Origin of the sequence: Mesorhizobium sp. L48C026A00, assembly GCF_000502375.1 — a bacterium.
GTDB classification, from domain to species: Bacteria; Pseudomonadota; Alphaproteobacteria; order Rhizobiales; family Rhizobiaceae; genus Mesorhizobium; species Mesorhizobium muleiense.
This window is the reverse complement of sequence record NZ_AYWU01000009.1, coordinates 113,521-130,144: the sequence shown is the minus strand read 5'-3', so window position 1 is coordinate 130,144 and position 16,624 is coordinate 113,521. Positions and strand designations below refer to the sequence as shown.

13 protein-coding genes are annotated in these 16,624 nt (G+C 58.1%); 10 read left to right on the top strand and 3 right to left on the bottom strand.

From position 1 onward, the window contains the following. Positions 1-54 precede the first annotated feature (54 nt). The 7 genes from X738_RS59665 (at position 55) to X738_RS0141755 (ending at position 9,485) form a co-directional block, all read left to right on the top strand. Positions 55-870, top strand: a complete 816-nt coding sequence (locus X738_RS59665; protein WP_023799612.1) for a glycosyltransferase family 2 protein — start codon at positions 55-57, stop codon at positions 868-870. Positions 871-948: 78 nt separating this feature from the next. Beyond that, entirely contained in the window at positions 949-1,677 is a 729-nt protein-coding gene (locus X738_RS59660) for a hypothetical protein (RefSeq protein WP_023799611.1), read from the top strand. 578 nt (positions 1,678-2,255) lie between these two features. Continuing rightward, positions 2,256-3,395, top strand: coding sequence for an acyltransferase family protein (locus X738_RS59655; RefSeq protein WP_023799609.1), 1,140 nt, complete (start codon positions 2,256-2,258; stop codon positions 3,393-3,395). An 810-nt stretch (positions 3,396-4,205) separates the two neighbouring features. Then, entirely contained in the window at positions 4,206-5,018 is an 813-nt protein-coding gene (locus X738_RS59650) for a Crp/Fnr family transcriptional regulator (RefSeq protein WP_306454959.1), read from the top strand. A 404-nt stretch (positions 5,019-5,422) separates the two neighbouring features. Next, on the top strand, positions 5,423-6,193 hold the full coding sequence (locus X738_RS59645; protein ID WP_023799607.1) for a response regulator transcription factor: 771 nt from the start codon (positions 5,423-5,425) through the stop codon (positions 6,191-6,193). Between the two features lie 59 nt (positions 6,194-6,252). After that, positions 6,253-8,193, top strand: a complete 1,941-nt coding sequence (locus X738_RS59640; RefSeq protein ID WP_023799606.1) for a GNVR domain-containing protein — start codon at positions 6,253-6,255, stop codon at positions 8,191-8,193. Between the two features lie 617 nt (positions 8,194-8,810). Continuing rightward, positions 8,811-9,485: a sugar transferase gene (locus tag X738_RS0141755; protein ID WP_245277683.1), complete on the top strand. Its 675-nt coding sequence runs from the start codon at positions 8,811-8,813 to the stop codon at positions 9,483-9,485. Between the two features lie 77 nt (positions 9,486-9,562). On the opposite strand, the gene X738_RS59635 is transcribed toward X738_RS0141755, so the two are convergent. Further along, positions 9,563-9,805, bottom strand: a complete 243-nt coding sequence (locus X738_RS59635) for a hypothetical protein (protein ID WP_023799604.1) — start codon at positions 9,803-9,805, stop codon at positions 9,563-9,565. Positions 9,806-9,953: 148 nt separating this feature from the next. On the opposite strand from X738_RS59635, the gene X738_RS59630 reads away from it, so the two are divergent. Further along, positions 9,954-11,423, top strand: coding sequence for a hypothetical protein (locus tag X738_RS59630; protein WP_023799603.1), 1,470 nt, complete (start codon positions 9,954-9,956; stop codon positions 11,421-11,423). Between the two features lie 14 nt (positions 11,424-11,437). Here the strand turns inward: X738_RS59630 and X738_RS59625 are convergent, their stop codons facing one another. Continuing rightward, a complete protein-coding gene (locus tag X738_RS59625) occupies positions 11,438-12,766 on the bottom strand; it encodes a polysaccharide biosynthesis/export family protein (RefSeq protein ID WP_245277682.1) in 1,329 nt (442 codons plus the stop codon). 125 nt (positions 12,767-12,891) lie between these two features. Next, the gene (locus X738_RS59620; RefSeq protein ID WP_023799601.1) at positions 12,892-13,758 is read right to left on the bottom strand and encodes a glycosyltransferase family 2 protein; all 867 of its coding nucleotides are present in this window, start codon (positions 13,756-13,758) and stop codon (positions 12,892-12,894) included. Positions 13,759-14,097: 339 nt separating this feature from the next. Between X738_RS59620 and X738_RS59615 the strand changes: the two genes are divergently transcribed. Next, positions 14,098-15,381 (top strand): glycosyltransferase, encoded by a 1,284-nt coding sequence (locus X738_RS59615; protein ID WP_373420419.1) that lies wholly within the window; start codon positions 14,098-14,100, stop codon positions 15,379-15,381. A 233-nt stretch (positions 15,382-15,614) separates the two neighbouring features. Then, a complete protein-coding gene (locus X738_RS59610) occupies positions 15,615-16,598 on the top strand; it encodes a class I SAM-dependent methyltransferase (protein ID WP_031255094.1) in 984 nt (327 codons plus the stop codon). The last annotated feature ends 26 nt before the right edge of the window (positions 16,599-16,624 follow it).

The window sequence follows — 16,624 nt, the reverse complement described above, 5'->3', positions numbered from 1 at the left end:
GGGACAGTTTCATTTGAACAACAGTCGCAGTTTTGATGCCGGAACCGTCTGACCGTGCCGGCGCTCTCAGTCGTCATAATCAGCCGCAATGAGGAAGCGTGCATTGCACGTTGCCTTCGCTCGGTACATTTTGCCGACGAAATCGTCGTCCTCGACAATAACAGCACCGATCAGACCAGGGACATCGCTAGCGGGCTCGGGGCCAAGGTGCTGATCACCCTCGATTGGCCGGGTTTCGGCGCGCAAAAAAACCGCGCCCTCGCCGCGGCGACAGGCGATTGGGTCCTTTCGCTTGATGCCGACGAATGGGTCGAGCCGCCGCTGGCAGCGGAAATCAGGGCCGCAATCGCAAACCCGAAAGGCTGTGACGGCTTCGAAATACCAAGACGATCGCGTTTTTGTGGGCGTATTGTCCGCCATGGCGGCTGGTCGCCCGATCTGGTGCTTAGGCTTTTCCGTCGCCAGTCCGGCCGCTTCAGCAACGACACCGTGCATGAGAAGGTGGTGGTGAATGGCAAGGTCTCGCGATTGTCCCACCCCCTGGAGCATGACTCCATCGCCGACCTGGCGGACGCGCATGACAAGATCGGCAGATACGCGCAAGCGTCCGCCGCGCGGATGCTTGCCGAGGGGAAAAAAAGCTCGATCAGCAAGGCGGTTTTGCGCTCGGTCTGGGCTTATATGAACAGCTATGTCTTCAGGCTGGGGTTTCTGGACGGTTCGACCGGTGCGATGGTCGCCGCTTATTCGGCCGGCTACACCTATCAGAAATGGGCGCTTGTCGCGTTGGGTGGCAAGTCGAGGTGCGCCGAGGAAAGCCGGGCCGGGGTGAACGGCAAATCCGCGGGTTTCAGAAATCGCCCTGGCTAATTTCCGCGCCATTGTTGCCGAGTTGTTGCCAGACAGTTAGTGTGTGCCCGTTTTGAAATTGGAGCCAAGGTACTGAATATGACTGATGCGTTTAGGGTATTCGTTGGATGGGACAGCCGTGAGCCGATCGCCTACGACGTGGCGCGGCACTCTTTGCTCAAAAACGCTTCGGTGCCTGTCTCCGTCATTCCAATCAAGCAGGACGAGCTGCGTGCCCGTGAACTGTATTGGAGGGAGAAAGATCCGCTCGCGTCAACAGAGTTCACTTATACGCGGTTTCTCACGCCTTTTCTCGCCGACTATACGGGCTGGGCTTTGTTCTGCGATTGCGACTTCCTGTGGCTCGGTGACGTCGCAGGTTTGCTGGAATACACGAAGTCGAACAAGGCGGTCTATTGTGTCCAGCACGACTACACGCCGAAGGCCACCACCAAGATGGATGGCGTTGTCCAGACATCCTACCCTCGAAAAAACTGGTCCTCGCTGATGCTGTTCAATTGCGCGCATCCTGCGGTTAAATCGCTTACGCCGGAGGTCGTGAACCGCGAAAGTGGCGCCTACCTCCACCGAATGCAGTGGGTCGCCGATGAGGATTTGGGCTCGCTGCCGGTAGAGTGGAACTGGCTTGAAGGTTGGAACGAAAAGCCGGCGCATGGCACACCCAAGGCGGTCCACTATACAAGTGGCGGTCCGTGGTTTGCCGAGTGGCAGAATGTCGACTATGCGGATCTGTGGATAGCCGAACGCGACGAATTCCTGAGTGCCGATCAGGCAGAAGCCGCTCTTTCGCGCTCGGCGACCCGGTAGCCAGTCAAAAAACCCAGTGCTGGCGGGCCCTCTACACCTGCCCGTCCAGCCATTCCCGCAAATCGCGGTCCTGCTTGTTTTCGGCAATGGGCAGCGAGGGCCGCCTCCAGACATACCAGATGGCGGCAAGCACGCCGGCAGCCCACGTGCCGGCGAAAACATTCGCAATGAGGTCGATTGGAACCTCCCAAGCCGGCTAAAACATTAGCACGGCATCATACAAGTGGGCGACACCCAATTAGGAGTAGGGCGGGTGGAGCCGTGAGCGCGTCACCGCCTTCCACCTTCTCAACCAGTTCTTCCTTGCAGATCGCGGCCAGGACGGCGGTGAGCAACAGCCATGCGCTTACAAGGCCGCGCCTGGCATTCTTCGTCAATGGCAGCGATCGAAACGCAACGCTGCTCAACATTATTGAGGCGCCGAGCAATCCGGGCGTAGCAGATCGGTGGATCTGCCCACGAGAAAAGTCATGTCCGAGGGCTAATCAATTCGGCTATATCCGAATGTAGTAGCAGGTGTACTGACCGTTTCGCGATAATGTTCGACCTTGGCCTCTGGCAAGGTTGGGAAACATTTCATGGAACGCAATGTCCACTACCACGTCATGGACTTCTTGCGCATTTTTGCAGCGCTCCTGGTGTTACTGAACCATTTCGCGACATTCGCCTGGAGCAGGGCGTCAGTCGCCGAGGGAAGCGATGTCGCCTTCGGTTTTCTGTCGGCGTTTGCCGGTTTGGGTGCTGTAGGGGTCGAAGTTTTTTTCGTAATTTCCGGGTTCGTCATTGCCATGAGCGCCGCAGGCGAAGGCGGCGCATCGCAAGCGCTGCGTTTTGCGCGCATGCGCGCTACGCGTATTTTGCCCGCCTTGTGGCTGTCCGCGCTCGTCAGCCTGGCCGCACGATCTCTTTATGGCGAGGATTTTTCCGGTCTTCTGATGGATTTTGGCAGATCGGTGACCTTGTCTCCCAAGGGCCCTTATATCGACGGGGTCGTATGGTCTCTCGTCGTCGAGGCCGTATTCTACGTCCTCGTGGCCGCGTCAATCTTGTCGAGGTTTCGCTTATCACTCTATGATCTGGCCAAAATAATAGGGTTCTCGAGTTCGGTATACCTTCTCATTCTTTCCGGGCTGCACTTGCTGCCGCCGTCCATTCGGCCGGAAGAAGCGATATCAGTGCTTTCGCGGTTCCCCTTCAAACTGCTTCTGCTGCAGCACGGCGTTTTCTTCGCAACAGGCATGATCCTCTTTCTCGTCAGGAACGGCGGCAATGGCCGTAACGAAATGGGGCATGCCGGGAAGATACGATTGATGTTGTTTTTTGGCTGTATGGGCACCGCCGAGATTTTTGTCTCGATCGAACGCGGCTATGCCTATAAAACCGCCGCCGTGATCGTGTGGTTGATGTGCATGTATGCAATGGCAGCAGGAATAAGGTATAATGAATTTATTAAATACAAGATTTCAGGCTGCCATAATTTTGTGAGATACATTGGGGGAATTAGCTATCCTCTATATTTGAATCATTACTCGGTTGGCATGGTTGTTGTCTGGTGGTTATTTTCATTGGGATTTTCGACGCCCATTGCCTTTGTACTGTCCATGCTATGTGTTTTGGGTTTGAGCATGGCGGTCATGTCGCTGGAAAAGCGGATACAGAACGCCATCAGGCGAGGGTTCCCCAGACCCGAAGCCAAAGGCGATCGAATGGCGGTTTAGCGTCTCCGAGAGGAAGGCAGGAAATCCCACGGCCTTTGGGTGGCGAGCAGTGGGATGCGGGCCGACCACATCAACAGCCAGGGCAGAGCCTGGCGACAATCTCGAATACATCTCTTCCGAGTAGGTGGCGAGCGGTCTCTTCGCAATTGCGAGGTATCAGGGGGTTCTAAGCTAACGCGAATGGCGTAACCCTGTGTCGCAGCTGAACCCGGAGACAGTCTGGCTCGAAAGAGGGGCTGTCAATCGGCCTGCTCCAGCCGCTGGCACTGCAGCGAAGCTGCTCGTCGAGCCGAACTGGCCGGCGTGTGAACGAAGGATCTTACCCGTAGAAATCTCGTCACGGCAATGAGGAAATCTCGTGCCGGGGCCCAGCAGCCTGCCAGTTTTATCAGGCATCTGACCTCAGCGGTTTAACTGAGTGCCGGTGCTGCTCGATCCGGGGGCAAATCCGAGTTGCTATCTGCGAGTGAAATCAGAAAGTTGCATGGATCGGGTAGCGGTACGATCCGCCCGATTTTGAACGATCGCCGGGTCGCCCCCGACAACGTCAGCGCGACCGCAAGTCAGCAACAGTGCCTGGCCTTGCTGTCGGGGGGGCAAGCCAGTCACGCCGAAAGCCGTAAGCAATCCGCAAGGGTGGCGTGTACGAAAGTTGCACGATGCAACCAGGCGCTTCCGACCGCCGGAGACCTCGCCATTCGAATGGATGGTGCAGAAAGTCGGTCGAACTTTATGATGAATTCCGGTCCTACTGCGCTCGATCAGGCGTGATCCTTGCTTTTTTGTGAGAGTGCAGTGCAACATCAGCCAATGGTTGTAGCCCGTGCAGGGTACTCAACACGTCAAAGCTGGAGTAGGTTTTTGCGTAGGGAGGTATCTGGGGGAGGATTGGCGGGGTATCGAATGACGTATGCTACAAGCCTTTCATCGAGTGAGAATGAAAACCGTCCGACGTCAGTCGCAGTCAAAAGCGACGATAAGGCGTATATCAAGGCGCTGGGCTTCATGCCGAAGCGATATGCGGCGGAAACCGCTATCGTCAATCAGGGGGAGGACGGCGATCGCGTCTTCATAATCGAGTCTGGCTGGGGTTGCGTTTCTCATGACCTTGCCGGTGGACAGCGACAGATCTTGGACTTTGCCTTGAAGGGCGACATTGTCCTGCCACAGACGTACTCGGGCGCTGCTCTTCAGACATTTGTGGCTCAAACCGACCTTGCGGTGCTGGAAGCCTCGGCCAAGACGCTTGCTCTTGGAGCAGCGAAGTCGCCCCACATAGCCTCGCTTTTTCTTGAAACGCTCGCGCGCCAGCGGGCGCTTGTTGCCCAACACCTCACCAATATAGGCCGACGCAGCGCGCTGGCGCGTACCGCGCACTTGCTGCTCGAGCTGAGAGCGCGACTGGAGCGCGTCGGCGCCGCCAGCCGCACCGGCTTTGCATGCCCTCTCACCCAGTACGACCTCGCGGACGCGCTCGGCCTGACGCCGGTCCATGTCAATCGAATGCTGCGGGAATTGCGGGAACGCGGGCTTCTGGAGTTCCGCCAAGGTCATGTCCGCGTGCTGGATCGGCAGGGCGTAACGAAGTTTGCCGAGTTCGATGACAGGTATATCGATGGTTGACACTTGTTTTGACGCACGGTGCAAAGGCGGCGCGACTCGCCTTGAATCCGCTGCCATCGGCGACGCCGGCTGTCTCTACCGACGGACCGTCGCGCCTGGCAAACAACGCGAGGCCCAGATTCCAGTCGGTGTGTTCTCTGGCTACCCTCCCTCTAGACCAAATTGCTAGGGCCAAGTGAAGGGGTAAAAATTTTTTACGTTTTATTAACCTAAATTAGTGAAGGCACAGCTTTTAGGCGATAAACATTATGGACGGGGTAGTGCTATCCAAGTTGGGGCTTGGGAATTCCCGAAGTTATAGTGAAGGTGACGCGAACAGAGCATCGTTCGCGGGAAATAGTATTTGCCTGCAGTACCTCTCGTGCTGGTCTCGAAACGTTGGGTAGAGTTTGGGGAGTAAGTTCATGGTTCCGACAATTCAACTGGATAGCAAATCACCCGGTGCACTGGAATTCGTATCGCACAAGGCCGGGAATGGAATACATCTTCATAGGCATGGCTTGACCGAATCCTGCCTGGCTCTGCTGGACGAGCGAGTGCTTGACCGGCAATGTCTGGCGCAATGCCTGACCGCCTACGGCATCGGCAAGGAAATCCTGTCGTTCGGCTCGATCGAAGAGTGGCGGCATCAAGAGAATACACTGTCGATATCGGCCATTCTGCTGAACGTCGGCAGCCGAAAGGTGACAGATGCAAGGACCGGCAGCGAAATCGCCGATCTCGTCAATGAGGCCCATCCGATTCCAGTGTTGATTTTGGCCGATACCGACGATCTGGAGCAGATTCTGAAGGCGTTGAATTATGGCGCAAAAGCCTACATCCCTTCATCGATCCGTTTCGAGATCTGTGTTGAAGCCGTGAATCTTGTCCTTGCCGGTGGCACATTTGTGCCTGCAAGCAGCGTGCTTGCCCAGCACAAGGCAATCGACACAACAGTCGATATGGCAAGGCCCATGGCGAGTGTGTTCACCGAGCGGCAAGAAGAGGTCGTCCAGGCTCTCAGGCGTGGCAAGGCGAACAAGATAATCGCTCACGAGCTCAACCTCCGCGAGAGCACGGTCAAGGTCCATATCCGCAACATCATGAAGAAGCTGAAGGCGACGAACAGGACGGAGGTCGTCTACAAGCTCAACGAGATGTTTCCTGGCGCCCACCTGTTGGGCCGATCGAGCTAAACGGTTGTCATCGTAACAGTGGCGCGGCTGCATGCTCGAACCGGGGCCTATCGGTGGCGATGCTGCTCGACCGTTGCAGTTCGCCGCTCTTTTTGTTGCAGATATGGATTGAAGCCATGCTAGACCGGCCGTCGGCGGCAATTGCTCACAAGCCATGGCTCGGGGCGGACGCACCGCAGGACTTTATCAGTCTCGCTGACGTTGTCTCGTTTGCCCGGCAGTATCTTTTCTCGATTCTGGCGTTCGTCGTCGCCGGAATCGTTTGCGCCACGTTCTACTTTGCTACCTCGGATCCGATTTATTCGGCGCGCACCCAGATCCTGATCGAACCGAAGATACCCAAAAACCTTCAGCAGCAACCCGCCGAAGTGAACCTGTCGCTCGATACCGCTCAGGTCGAGAGCCAACTTGCAGTTCTGCGCTCCCAGAAGATCGCGATGATGGTGATCGATGACCTTGGACTCATGGACAATTCAACCTTCAGGGATCTGGACGGTCCGACCATAGGCGAGAGGTTTCGCAGAGCCTGGATGAGCATCGTCGATGCCGGCGGATTCCATGCCGGCAATGCTGCGCTGACGGATTTCTTCCATCGCGTGCTTCCCTGGCCGGATCGAATGGAGGCGAACAGCCCGCAGCTGGAATCCGAGCGTCGGCGTCACGCGGTGGAGATGTTCAGCGATGGCCTGGATGTCCAGCGTGTCGGTGTCTCCTATGCAATGGACATTACATTTGAGTCTCAGGATCCGGCGTTGGCGGCACGCATCGCGAACGCCACCGCGGAAGCGTTCGTGCGCGAGCAAGTGCAGACGACAACAGCAACGGCCAGCGAGGGCATCGCATGGTTGGAAAGGCGGATGCGGGAGGTCGGTGATCAGATGAACCGGGCGACCTGGGTCGCCCAGGAGTTTCGCGCAAAACACGACTACAGCATCGGTCAGGACGAGACGTCCGTCGCCGGACAGGACCTCGCACACAGCGAAGGACAGCCAACACACCAGATTACGCTGGAGCAGTTGGAGGTTACCGCCGACACTTATCGAAAGATGTATGAAAGCCTGCTCGCGGCATATACAAACTCGGTCGATCAACAGCCTTATCTGATCGCCGATGCTCGCGTCATCACGTCAGCGACGAGCCCCAAGAAGGCAAGTCGGCCGCGCAAGACGCTGATCCTCGCCTTTGGCGCACTTGCCGGCATGGTGGCTGGCATCGGGTTCGCCGTCGCGCGACGCGGGCTCGATCGGAACGTCAGGACCCCGCGCCAGATCCGTCGCGAACTGGGCCTGGCCTGTATTGGAGAATTGCCGCCGGTCAGCTTCAGGCGGGGTGGTTTTGGCCGGCTTGACGAGGTGCTCAGGAACCCGGACTCTTCCTTCAGCGGCAGCCTCAGGCGTGTCAAGGCGATCATGGGCCTGGCCGGGGCCAACTCTTCAAGGCGTCGCATCGGAATTACATCCGTGTCCCCCGGCGACGGCAAGAGCACCATTGTAAGCAATCTGGCGGCCTTGTGTGGGGGGGCGGGCACAGCGACCCTCGTGATCAACGCCGACGATAAGTCGGCACTGGCCAACGAACGTCTCTTTTCCTCCGATTTCAACGTGATCGATCGGGACTCCGCCAGCCCCAAAGACATCGGCAAGCAAATCCGATTCATTGAAGAGACATCGTTTTATTACTTGAAGAACGATGCGTCGAATTCGGCGAATTTGCTTGTTCCCGATAATATGGAGAAATTGCTGAGCGAAGTTGGCAGTTACAGTATCGTCATTGTTGAACTCCCACCGTTTAGCTCCGGAGCCGAAGGGCTTGCTCTCTGCCCGCTTCTCGATGGGGTGATTGTGGTGGCGCAGTGGGGCGTGACGTCGCTTGATCAGCTGGAAGACCTGACGCAGTCACTCAAAAACACCAATTCCTCCGTCCTTGGCGTGTTGATGACCCGTGTTCGCACTGTTTCGGCTCGGCGTTACCGGAAGCGCGCAGGTCAAGCGCCGCGCTGACACCCTGTCCTCCTCGCGGCGGCGTCGAGCTAACGCATGTCGCGCAAAAGCATGCCCTTGGGCTTGAACCGAAGGTGCGCAGCGGTTTGCGATGACGACACGCATCAAGACAAGAACTTAAAGCGCGTCGCATGAATCCGTTCAAATGCGACGCGCTTTGGGGACCGGCAAGTCTCGACACCGCCCCGTCAATTCGACACTTGCCGGTCAAAGGGGAATCCGCGCCCGTTCAGGGCGTCGCGAGTCGGACAATCGAATTCCGATATCGTGCCAGGTATTGAACCGAGCAGCCATTCGTCCGTACCCGGCCTAGCAACTAAGGGGTAGCCCACGCTGCCAATCACCCCCGATCTACCACCTTTTCCCTGCTTGCCGGAGATCATCCGTAGTCGCCAAAATGCAAACGAAAAGATCGAGCGCAAGCGGAAATGTCCAACGTGATCGAAAGTAACCTGCGGCAGTGCGAAGAGCTGGCTATTGAGGGCTGGGCCATACTGGCCGGCGCCAGACCCGCAGCGACTTCGCTTCTTGGGCATGACAGCGACGCGGCCGCGAGATCGAATACGCCAGACCTTTCGCCTCAACTCAACGCAAGCCATGACCATGGCGCCGTTCCGTTGGAGCCGGATTTGTGCACCGCAAGTCTTGACGACGATGCGCGGAGCGAAAGCCGACAGCCGCTCGGCGGTTGGGCCAAGAGGCTGCTGGATCTGATAGTAGCCTCGACAGCGCTCATCCTGGCCGGTCCGATCCTGGTTCTGATCCCGCTTCTGATCAAGGCGACCACAGGCGGTCCGGTGCTGTTCGCTCACCGGCGCATTGGATTCGATGGAAAGGCCTTCGACTGCTACAAGTTCCGCACCATGGTGCCGAATGCCGAGGAGGTGCTCGAACAGCATCTGCGTTGCAACCCACAAGCCGCCCAGGAATGGGCGGCCAATCAGAAGCTGAGCTGCGATCCGCGTATCCTGTTTTTCGGAAAGATGCTTCGCAAATCGAGCCTGGATGAGTTGCCGCAGTTGTTCAACGTCTTGCGGGGCGACATGAGTTGCGTCGGCCCGCGTCCTGTCGTTGCCGACGAATTGCAACGCTATGGCGCCGCATCGCACGAATATTTGAAGACGCGGCCAGGACTGACCGGCCTCTGGCAGATAAACGGGAGAAACACGACCGAGTATTCGCATCGCGTATTGCTGGACACGCAGTACGTTCGGACATGGTCTCTACGCCGCGATCTTTCGATCCTGATGCGGACGATACCGGCCATGATGAAGTTCGATCAGACCTCCTGACCTTGGCTAGGCTATGTCAGCGGGCGCGGCAGAAACGGCCTCAAGCGATCGTCGCTCACAAGGGATCGTCGCCCACTCTATCGTCGCCTTGGGCGATGCCGCAGCACAGCAATTGCAAGGCCGACCAGGTAGGCAATTTGGGTGACGACTACAAGATAAAACGTCGAGCGGATGGTGTTTGGAACAGACAGGTGAAGAAAACTGCCTACAGCGATGCTGCCGACGATCACCACCAACGTCGCCACGATCAGCGCCGGCGCGCGCAGCGTAAGCCCTATTGCCAGGGCAAGACCGGCAACGCCGACCATGGCAAGCAACACGGCGACCTCCTCCCTGGGTCAATCTACGCTGCGAGAAACCAACCTTATCCCAAGGAAATCAGAGTCGCTCGTTTTTGTGAAGCCAACCATTTCGCTCGGCGGTTCCGGCGGCAGTCAGGGTCTGGATCATTGATCGTCGGAGTGTGAAATGCAGGTTTCCGTCGTTGGGGCACTGATTTGCACGGGGATCCTGGCCGTCGTCGTCTATATGCGCTGGTCGATGATCACTGCGCTGATTGCCTCTCTGGCGTTTGGTGCGACGTCAATCGGGACAATAACCTCGCTTGGCGGTTCATCGCCGCTTATCTTTACCGTCTTTGATATGCTCGTGATACTAGCCGCACTGGCTCGACGGGGAATCTGGAGGGACATAGGAGCGGTCTTCGTTCGTATAGGTGCCGCATGGATCGTCTGCGCGCTGATGATCTATGTCTGCATCGGGGCGGTGTTGTTTCCGAGGCTCTTTGCAGGGCAGACGAGCGCCTTCGTCGCGTCACGAACGGGCAGGGGCGTCTACGAAGCGGCCTTGGCGCCGGTGTCTGCCAATATCTCTCAGGCGGGTTACTTTATTTTGGGCGGGTTGACCTTCCTGGCGGCCTGTCTGCTGCTTCAGCGCAGCGGCACGTTAGCGGATATCAGGCGGGGCTTCTTCCTGTGGTTCAGCTTGCACGTGCTGATGGGCGTCCTGGATTTGCTGGGCAAGGTGCTCGGTGCCGGCGACATTCTTGCCCCGATCCGTACCGCCAACTACGCCATGCTGACGCAGGTCACGGAAGCTGGGTTTTGGCGGATCGCGGGCGCGTTTTCAGAGGCATCGGCGTTCGGCGCGGAATCGCTGGCAGGGCTGGCGTTCTCCTATGTCTATTGGCGCAAGACCGGTTCCAAATTCGCATTGGGGTTGGGAGCGATCCTGTTTGTTCTGCTGCTGATGTCGACATCGTCGACCGCCTATGTCGGTCTTGCGATCGTAAGCGTGCCTGTCGTCTTTTCTATCGTGAAGTCGCTCGCTTCAGGTCGGCTGAGGTCGGCCGAGGCACTGCTTATCGCGTTGCTGCCGCCCTTGCTCCTCTCCGCGATGGCAGCTGGTCTGTTCTATCCGCATTTCTTCGATCCGGTCTTGCAGCTTTTCGACACCACGGTCGTCAATAAACTCACGTCAGCCTCCGGCCAGGAGCGCAGCTACTGGAACTACAAGAGCCTGCAGTCTTTCTTCGATACAGGTGGACTGGGGGTCGGGTTAGGAAGCTCGCGCGCCTCGAGTTGGCCGATCGCTCTGCTATCCCAGTTGGGACTGTTCGGCACCGCGATGATGGCAGTTCTGTTGGCAATGCTGGTGCGCGGGCTGCGGGGTAGCCGCGGTCGCATCGATCCCGAGGTCGACGCGATCGCATCGAGTGTTCGCGCTTGCGCCTTGGCGGCGCTCGTGGCCGCATCCCTGTCAAGCGGCAGCGCCGACCCGGGTATCGTATTCCTGATTCCTCTCGCCGTCGTTCTTGTCAGCCGGCGCTTGCCTGACGACAGCGCTGTTGGAGCCCCTGCAAGGACGCTCCAGCATTCGCGCGATTCCAGAGAAGACGTGATTCAATCTCAGGTCGGCACGGTTCCCGGCCGCGTCTAGCAGAATCCGCCGGATTACTGCGGAGTGCCTACAGTATCGCCGGCGGTTTCTGCCTTGAGTTCTATTCCCGGCGCCTCGTGCCGCTCGGTCGATGTCAGGTCCATCGCGCCCGCTTCATCCGTCGCCAGTGGTATTTCAACCTTGATCGTGTCGCCGGGCTCGACGGCGCTCGTTTCGTTGGCTTGGATTTGCACTGTCGCACCATCGGCCGACGGCCGGAAAATCGTGTAGATCGGCGCAGCCAGTTCCGCGTCGGCTCGGCGGGCAAGAAGGCTCGGGGCAGATACCGCAGACTCGTACAAGAGCCGCCTTGCCGTCTCTGTCTTGCTTTCGAGAGCATCGAGCTCAGCTTGCGTTTGACGCAGGTCGATCGTCACCTCATTTTTTCGCCCATCCTGGAGCTCGAGAATTGATATGTCAGTTTTGCTGATTTCCTGACGCCCGCGCAGCAGACTGGTTTCCGCCGACAATCGCTCGCTCTGCGCCTGGGCAAGGGACCGCTCTAGAGAAAATTCGCGCGGCGCCGCCGCAAGACCTTTGGCGACAAGCGCCGAAACCGCTGTCAACTCTTTCTGGATCGAGCCGATTTGCTTGTCGAGGAAAACGAGTTGCGCTTCCAGTGAGGCAAGTTCCTTCTCGAGGAACTCACGCAGACCATGAAGCGCCTTGACCTGAGTGTCCAATCCCTCGCTGCGCGCCTGGAAGATCAAGCGCTCCTGCTTCAAGAGCATGGCAAAGACGTCGTCCTGAATGCGCGATGTCAATTGGGCCGGAAACTGAATGTCGCTGGCATGCGAGAGTTCCGCCTCGAGTCGAGCCTTGCGAGCGAGGAGGCTGGCCTCGTTCAGTCTGAGCAGGCTCACATCCCCTTGGCCCTGGATCACTTCGCGCTCGAACCTGGCGTCCTTGTCCTCTCGAGTCCGCAGTCCGCCCGCGATGCTCAATGCCTGCAAGACGGTCAACCCAGGCCGGTATGCGAATTCTCCCGACTGCGTCACCTTGCCGACTACATAGAACGGTCGGAACTGGACGATTTCCACCGCCGTATTCGGTTTTCGGGCAAGGCCGATACTTTTCATGAGGCTGTCGCCGATCGAGTTCGCGATCTCACCGGTGGTGAGTCCGGCAGCCTTGATTTCGCCGACCAGCGGTAGCGAAACGGATCCGTTGGGACCGACCGTGTACTCGTCGTTGAGAGCATCCCAGCCAAAAAGCTTGTCGCGCGACGCACGCCATTCGTAGACCTTGACGCGGAGCTTGTCCTGCGGGCCGAGCACATACTCGTCGGCGTTTGCAGCCGAGGCACCCAGCATGCAGGCCAGGGACATCCCCGCATACACCATGACGTGGAGAATGCGCCAACCTTCGCGCCGAGCGGACAGCTTGCCCAGGCGCCGAACTCGATGATTTGAACGAGCGCCGCTGTCGACTGAAAAGGGCAGTTCCTGGAGCATCTCTTACCTCTGCACTAGATCTTTAGAATATACTCGGGCTCCACGCGGCCCCTTGCGACATGTGAAAGGGCCAGGAGATTGCCGCGCAGACGCCCTCGCCGGTCGACGTAAGATTCCGGCCAGAGGCTGCGCGCGAGATTGGCGAGCAGATTTTTGCCCATCAATCTAAGTGCGAAAGTCGATGGAACGGTGCCTTTGCGGGCGAGGTAGATCGGATTCGCCACCTGGGAATAGCCGAAACGAATGCCGTTTACGCGACCGCTCTTGACGCCGAGGTGAACCCCGCGGATCGACGGCAAACGGACGACCCGCCCTCTGGCTCTCAGCTGGCTGGTGAAATCAACGTCTTCCTGCCAGCCATAGAGCGGAAGCCGTTCGTCGAAGCGCAGGCCGTCGATGAATGCGGCCCTGATCGACATGTTGCAGCCATAGGCGCTGAGTTGATCCACCCCACGCGCTTCAGTCGCAGGGCCGGCTTCGCGAAGCGCCTGGATACCCTCGTCCCATGTGAGCCCTGCGGTTGTCGCGCCGTCCTTCAGCACGTGTCCCGTCACCACTGCCCAGTCGGGCTGCTGCGTGAATGCCTTCGATACGCCTTCGAGATAGTCGTCCGCCGGAATGAAATCGTCGTCGAAAAAGGTGATTATGTCGAAACGGTCGCCTGCGACGTCGAGGGCGATGTTGCGCTGCGCCGGCAAGCCGGTCTTTCCGAATACGCGCGATACAGGAAACCGGCAAACCGAGTTGCTGGGAATATGGTCGGCGTCGGGAGCCGAGAGTATCACGGCATCAGGCAGCAGGGTCTGTCGCTCAAGCTGGGCGAGAAGCCGAGCCACTTGTTCCTTGCGACCAAACGTTGCGACGATCACGACCACTTTCATCGACGATCAACTCTCCTCGCGGGCAATGGATTACAGATACGGCGCGACCACAGTTTGCGAAGTGAGCGCGCTTTGATCCTAATCCGCCCGTCGCGCCGATACAGCCTGCGCATAAGGTTAGCGTTGATGCGTGCTTAGGTCCATCGAAGTAGGAGGCGTACCTCGTTGGAGTACACCCAGCCTCGGGAGGGTGCGGCGCTTAACCCGATAGGCAGCTTGTTTGGACGCGGCGGACGACACACAGTCGTTGGACATCCGGGCAACAAGAATTCCGGAAAAAGGTGCCAACATTTCGGGAGGCAATGCATGCGCCATGTGCGACAGCCGAAAGCAACCACCATGGTGGGCCGAGATGCCAAACATTTGCGATCCATCAGCAAGACGCCGTTTGCCGGCCTCGACCGCAATGCGCGCATCGCCGTCGTGCATGATTGGTGCCCGAACTTTCGCGGAGGGGAGCAGGTCCTTGCCCGGATCTGCAAGATTTTCCCGAGAGCCGAGGTCTTTACCCTGTTTGATTTTCTCCCGAAGGAGATCAAGGAAGAGTATTTTCCAGGCGTAATTTTCCACGTCTCCGGCATGAATCGACTTCCGTTCGTGGAAAAGTACTACAGGTCACTGTTCTTTCTCTGTCCGTTTATGATCGAGCAATTTGATGTCACGAGCTACGACGCGGTAATTTCCTCTTCGGCCGCATTCTCTCGAGGCGTTCTGACCCGACCGGACCAACTACATTTGTGCTATGTGCACAGTCCGGTGCGATATGCGTGGGACGAACAATTCTCCTATTTGCAGCAAGCCCGCTTGGGATTTGGCCCGAAAGGTCTTGCCTTTCGCTACATGCTTCACAGGCTGCGTAGCTGGGACACAAGAACGGCGCACGGTCCTGATCTGATGCTGGCGAACTCGAATTATGTCCGCTCTCGAATCGAGCGGATTTACGGCCGCGACGCGCGGGTAGTCCATCCGCCCGTCGCCATCGAGGATCTTGATCTCGTCGCCAACAAGGATGATTATTACGTCACGGCCGCGTTCCACGCCCCGTATAAACGTACGGATCTGATAATCGAGGCGTTCAGCAAAACGCCGTCGCGTCGCCTGGTTGTTGTCGGCGACGAAGTACAATCCAAGCATCTTCGGTCGCTTGCCGGCCCCAACATAGTCTTCACCGGCTATCTGCCGCGGCATGAATACATCGAAAAAATCGCCAATGCTCGTGCTATGGTGTTCGCTGGATGCGAGGATTTCGGGATAACGCTTGCCGAGGCCCAGGCGTGCGGCACGCCATTGATCGCCTTCGGCCGCGGCGGCGCGCGCGACATTGTCCGGCCGCTTGGTGAGAGCGCCCATCCGACAGGTGTGCTCTTCGACCGTCAAACCGTCGATTCCGTAGCTGGGGCGATTGATCTATTCGAGAAAAATGCGGTGTCCATTACGCCGCACGCCTGTCGCATGAACGCGACCCGGTTCTCCGAGGAAAGGTTCGACCTGGCGATACTCGACGCCTTTGGTCTGGCCCAGTCTGTCCAACTCGCTCGCGCAACCGAGTACAATGAACTCTTCGGAGCCGAAAGCTCGACGCGCGACATCACCGGTTCTCTTGTCGAGCCAATTCTACAATGAACTCATTTGACCTTCACATGGCAAGCAACAAAAAAGCGCTTGGACCGGCCGCGTGCCCGTGCTGCTCAGCGCCAGTCAGCCGGTCAATCTACCGGGTTGAATCCATCCCGGTGCATAGTTGCGTCCTGCTGAACTCGGCCCAAGAAGCGCACGCCTTTCCCCGCCGCGATCTTGACCTCGCATTCTGTGAGGCATGCGGATTCATATTCAACAGGGCCTTTGACGAAACGATCATGGGGTACTCGACCAATTTCGAGGAATCCCAGCATTTTTCCAGCACCTTCAACGGTTTCGCGAAGGGACTTGCACGCGAGATCGCACAAAAATGTGCGATAGCCGGCAAGCACGTGTTGGAGATCGGCTGCGGCAAGGGTGAATTTCTCCGCGAACTTTGCATATCGGGCGGCGCCACCGGGCTCGGTATTGATCCAGCCTATCGAGCCGACAAAGGCCGCAATGATGAGTACGGCGACGTCAAGATCATCGTCGACTATTTCGGACCGGACTACCAGCATCTCCAGGCGGATACGGTCCTCTGCCGCCACACACTCGAACACGTGAGCTCGGTGTCGAGCTTCGTGCGGCTGATCCGCAAGATGATCGGCAAAAGGACCCAGGATTGGGCGGTCTTCGAGACGCCTGATGCAAAACGTGTGCTCGTGGAGAGCGCGTTCTGGGACATTTACTACGAGCATTGCTCCTATTTCAGTCCTGGTGCGCATGCACGCCTGTTTCGCCAGGAAGGTTTCGACGTTACCGATCTGGAGCTCGTCTATGACAACCAGTACATCGTTCAGTACGCCCGGCCGTCGGCCGGCCGGACGACGCCGAGACTACCGCTCGAGCACGATCTGGAAGTGATGCACCGTTTGGCGGAAACCTTTCCCGCCCGCGTGCGAGCCGCTCAGAATGCCTGGCAGGAGCGCATTCGCGCCGCGCACGCCGCCGGCCGGCGGGTCGTCCTGTGGGGCGGCGGCTCCAAGGCAGTGTCGTTCCTGACGACCTTGCAGCTTGGCGACGAAGTCTGGGCAGCAGTCGACATCAACCCCTATAAGCAAGGCAAGTTTACGCCCGGGACCGGTCACCCGGTCATCGCGCCAAGCGACTTGTTGGACGCTCCCCCTGATCTCGTCATCGTCATGAACCCGATATACCTGAATGAAGTGACGCAATCCTTGATTGCGCTGGACCTTCGACCGGAAGTCGTCGCGGTCTGATTGCGCTCTCTCGTCAAAGAAGAACC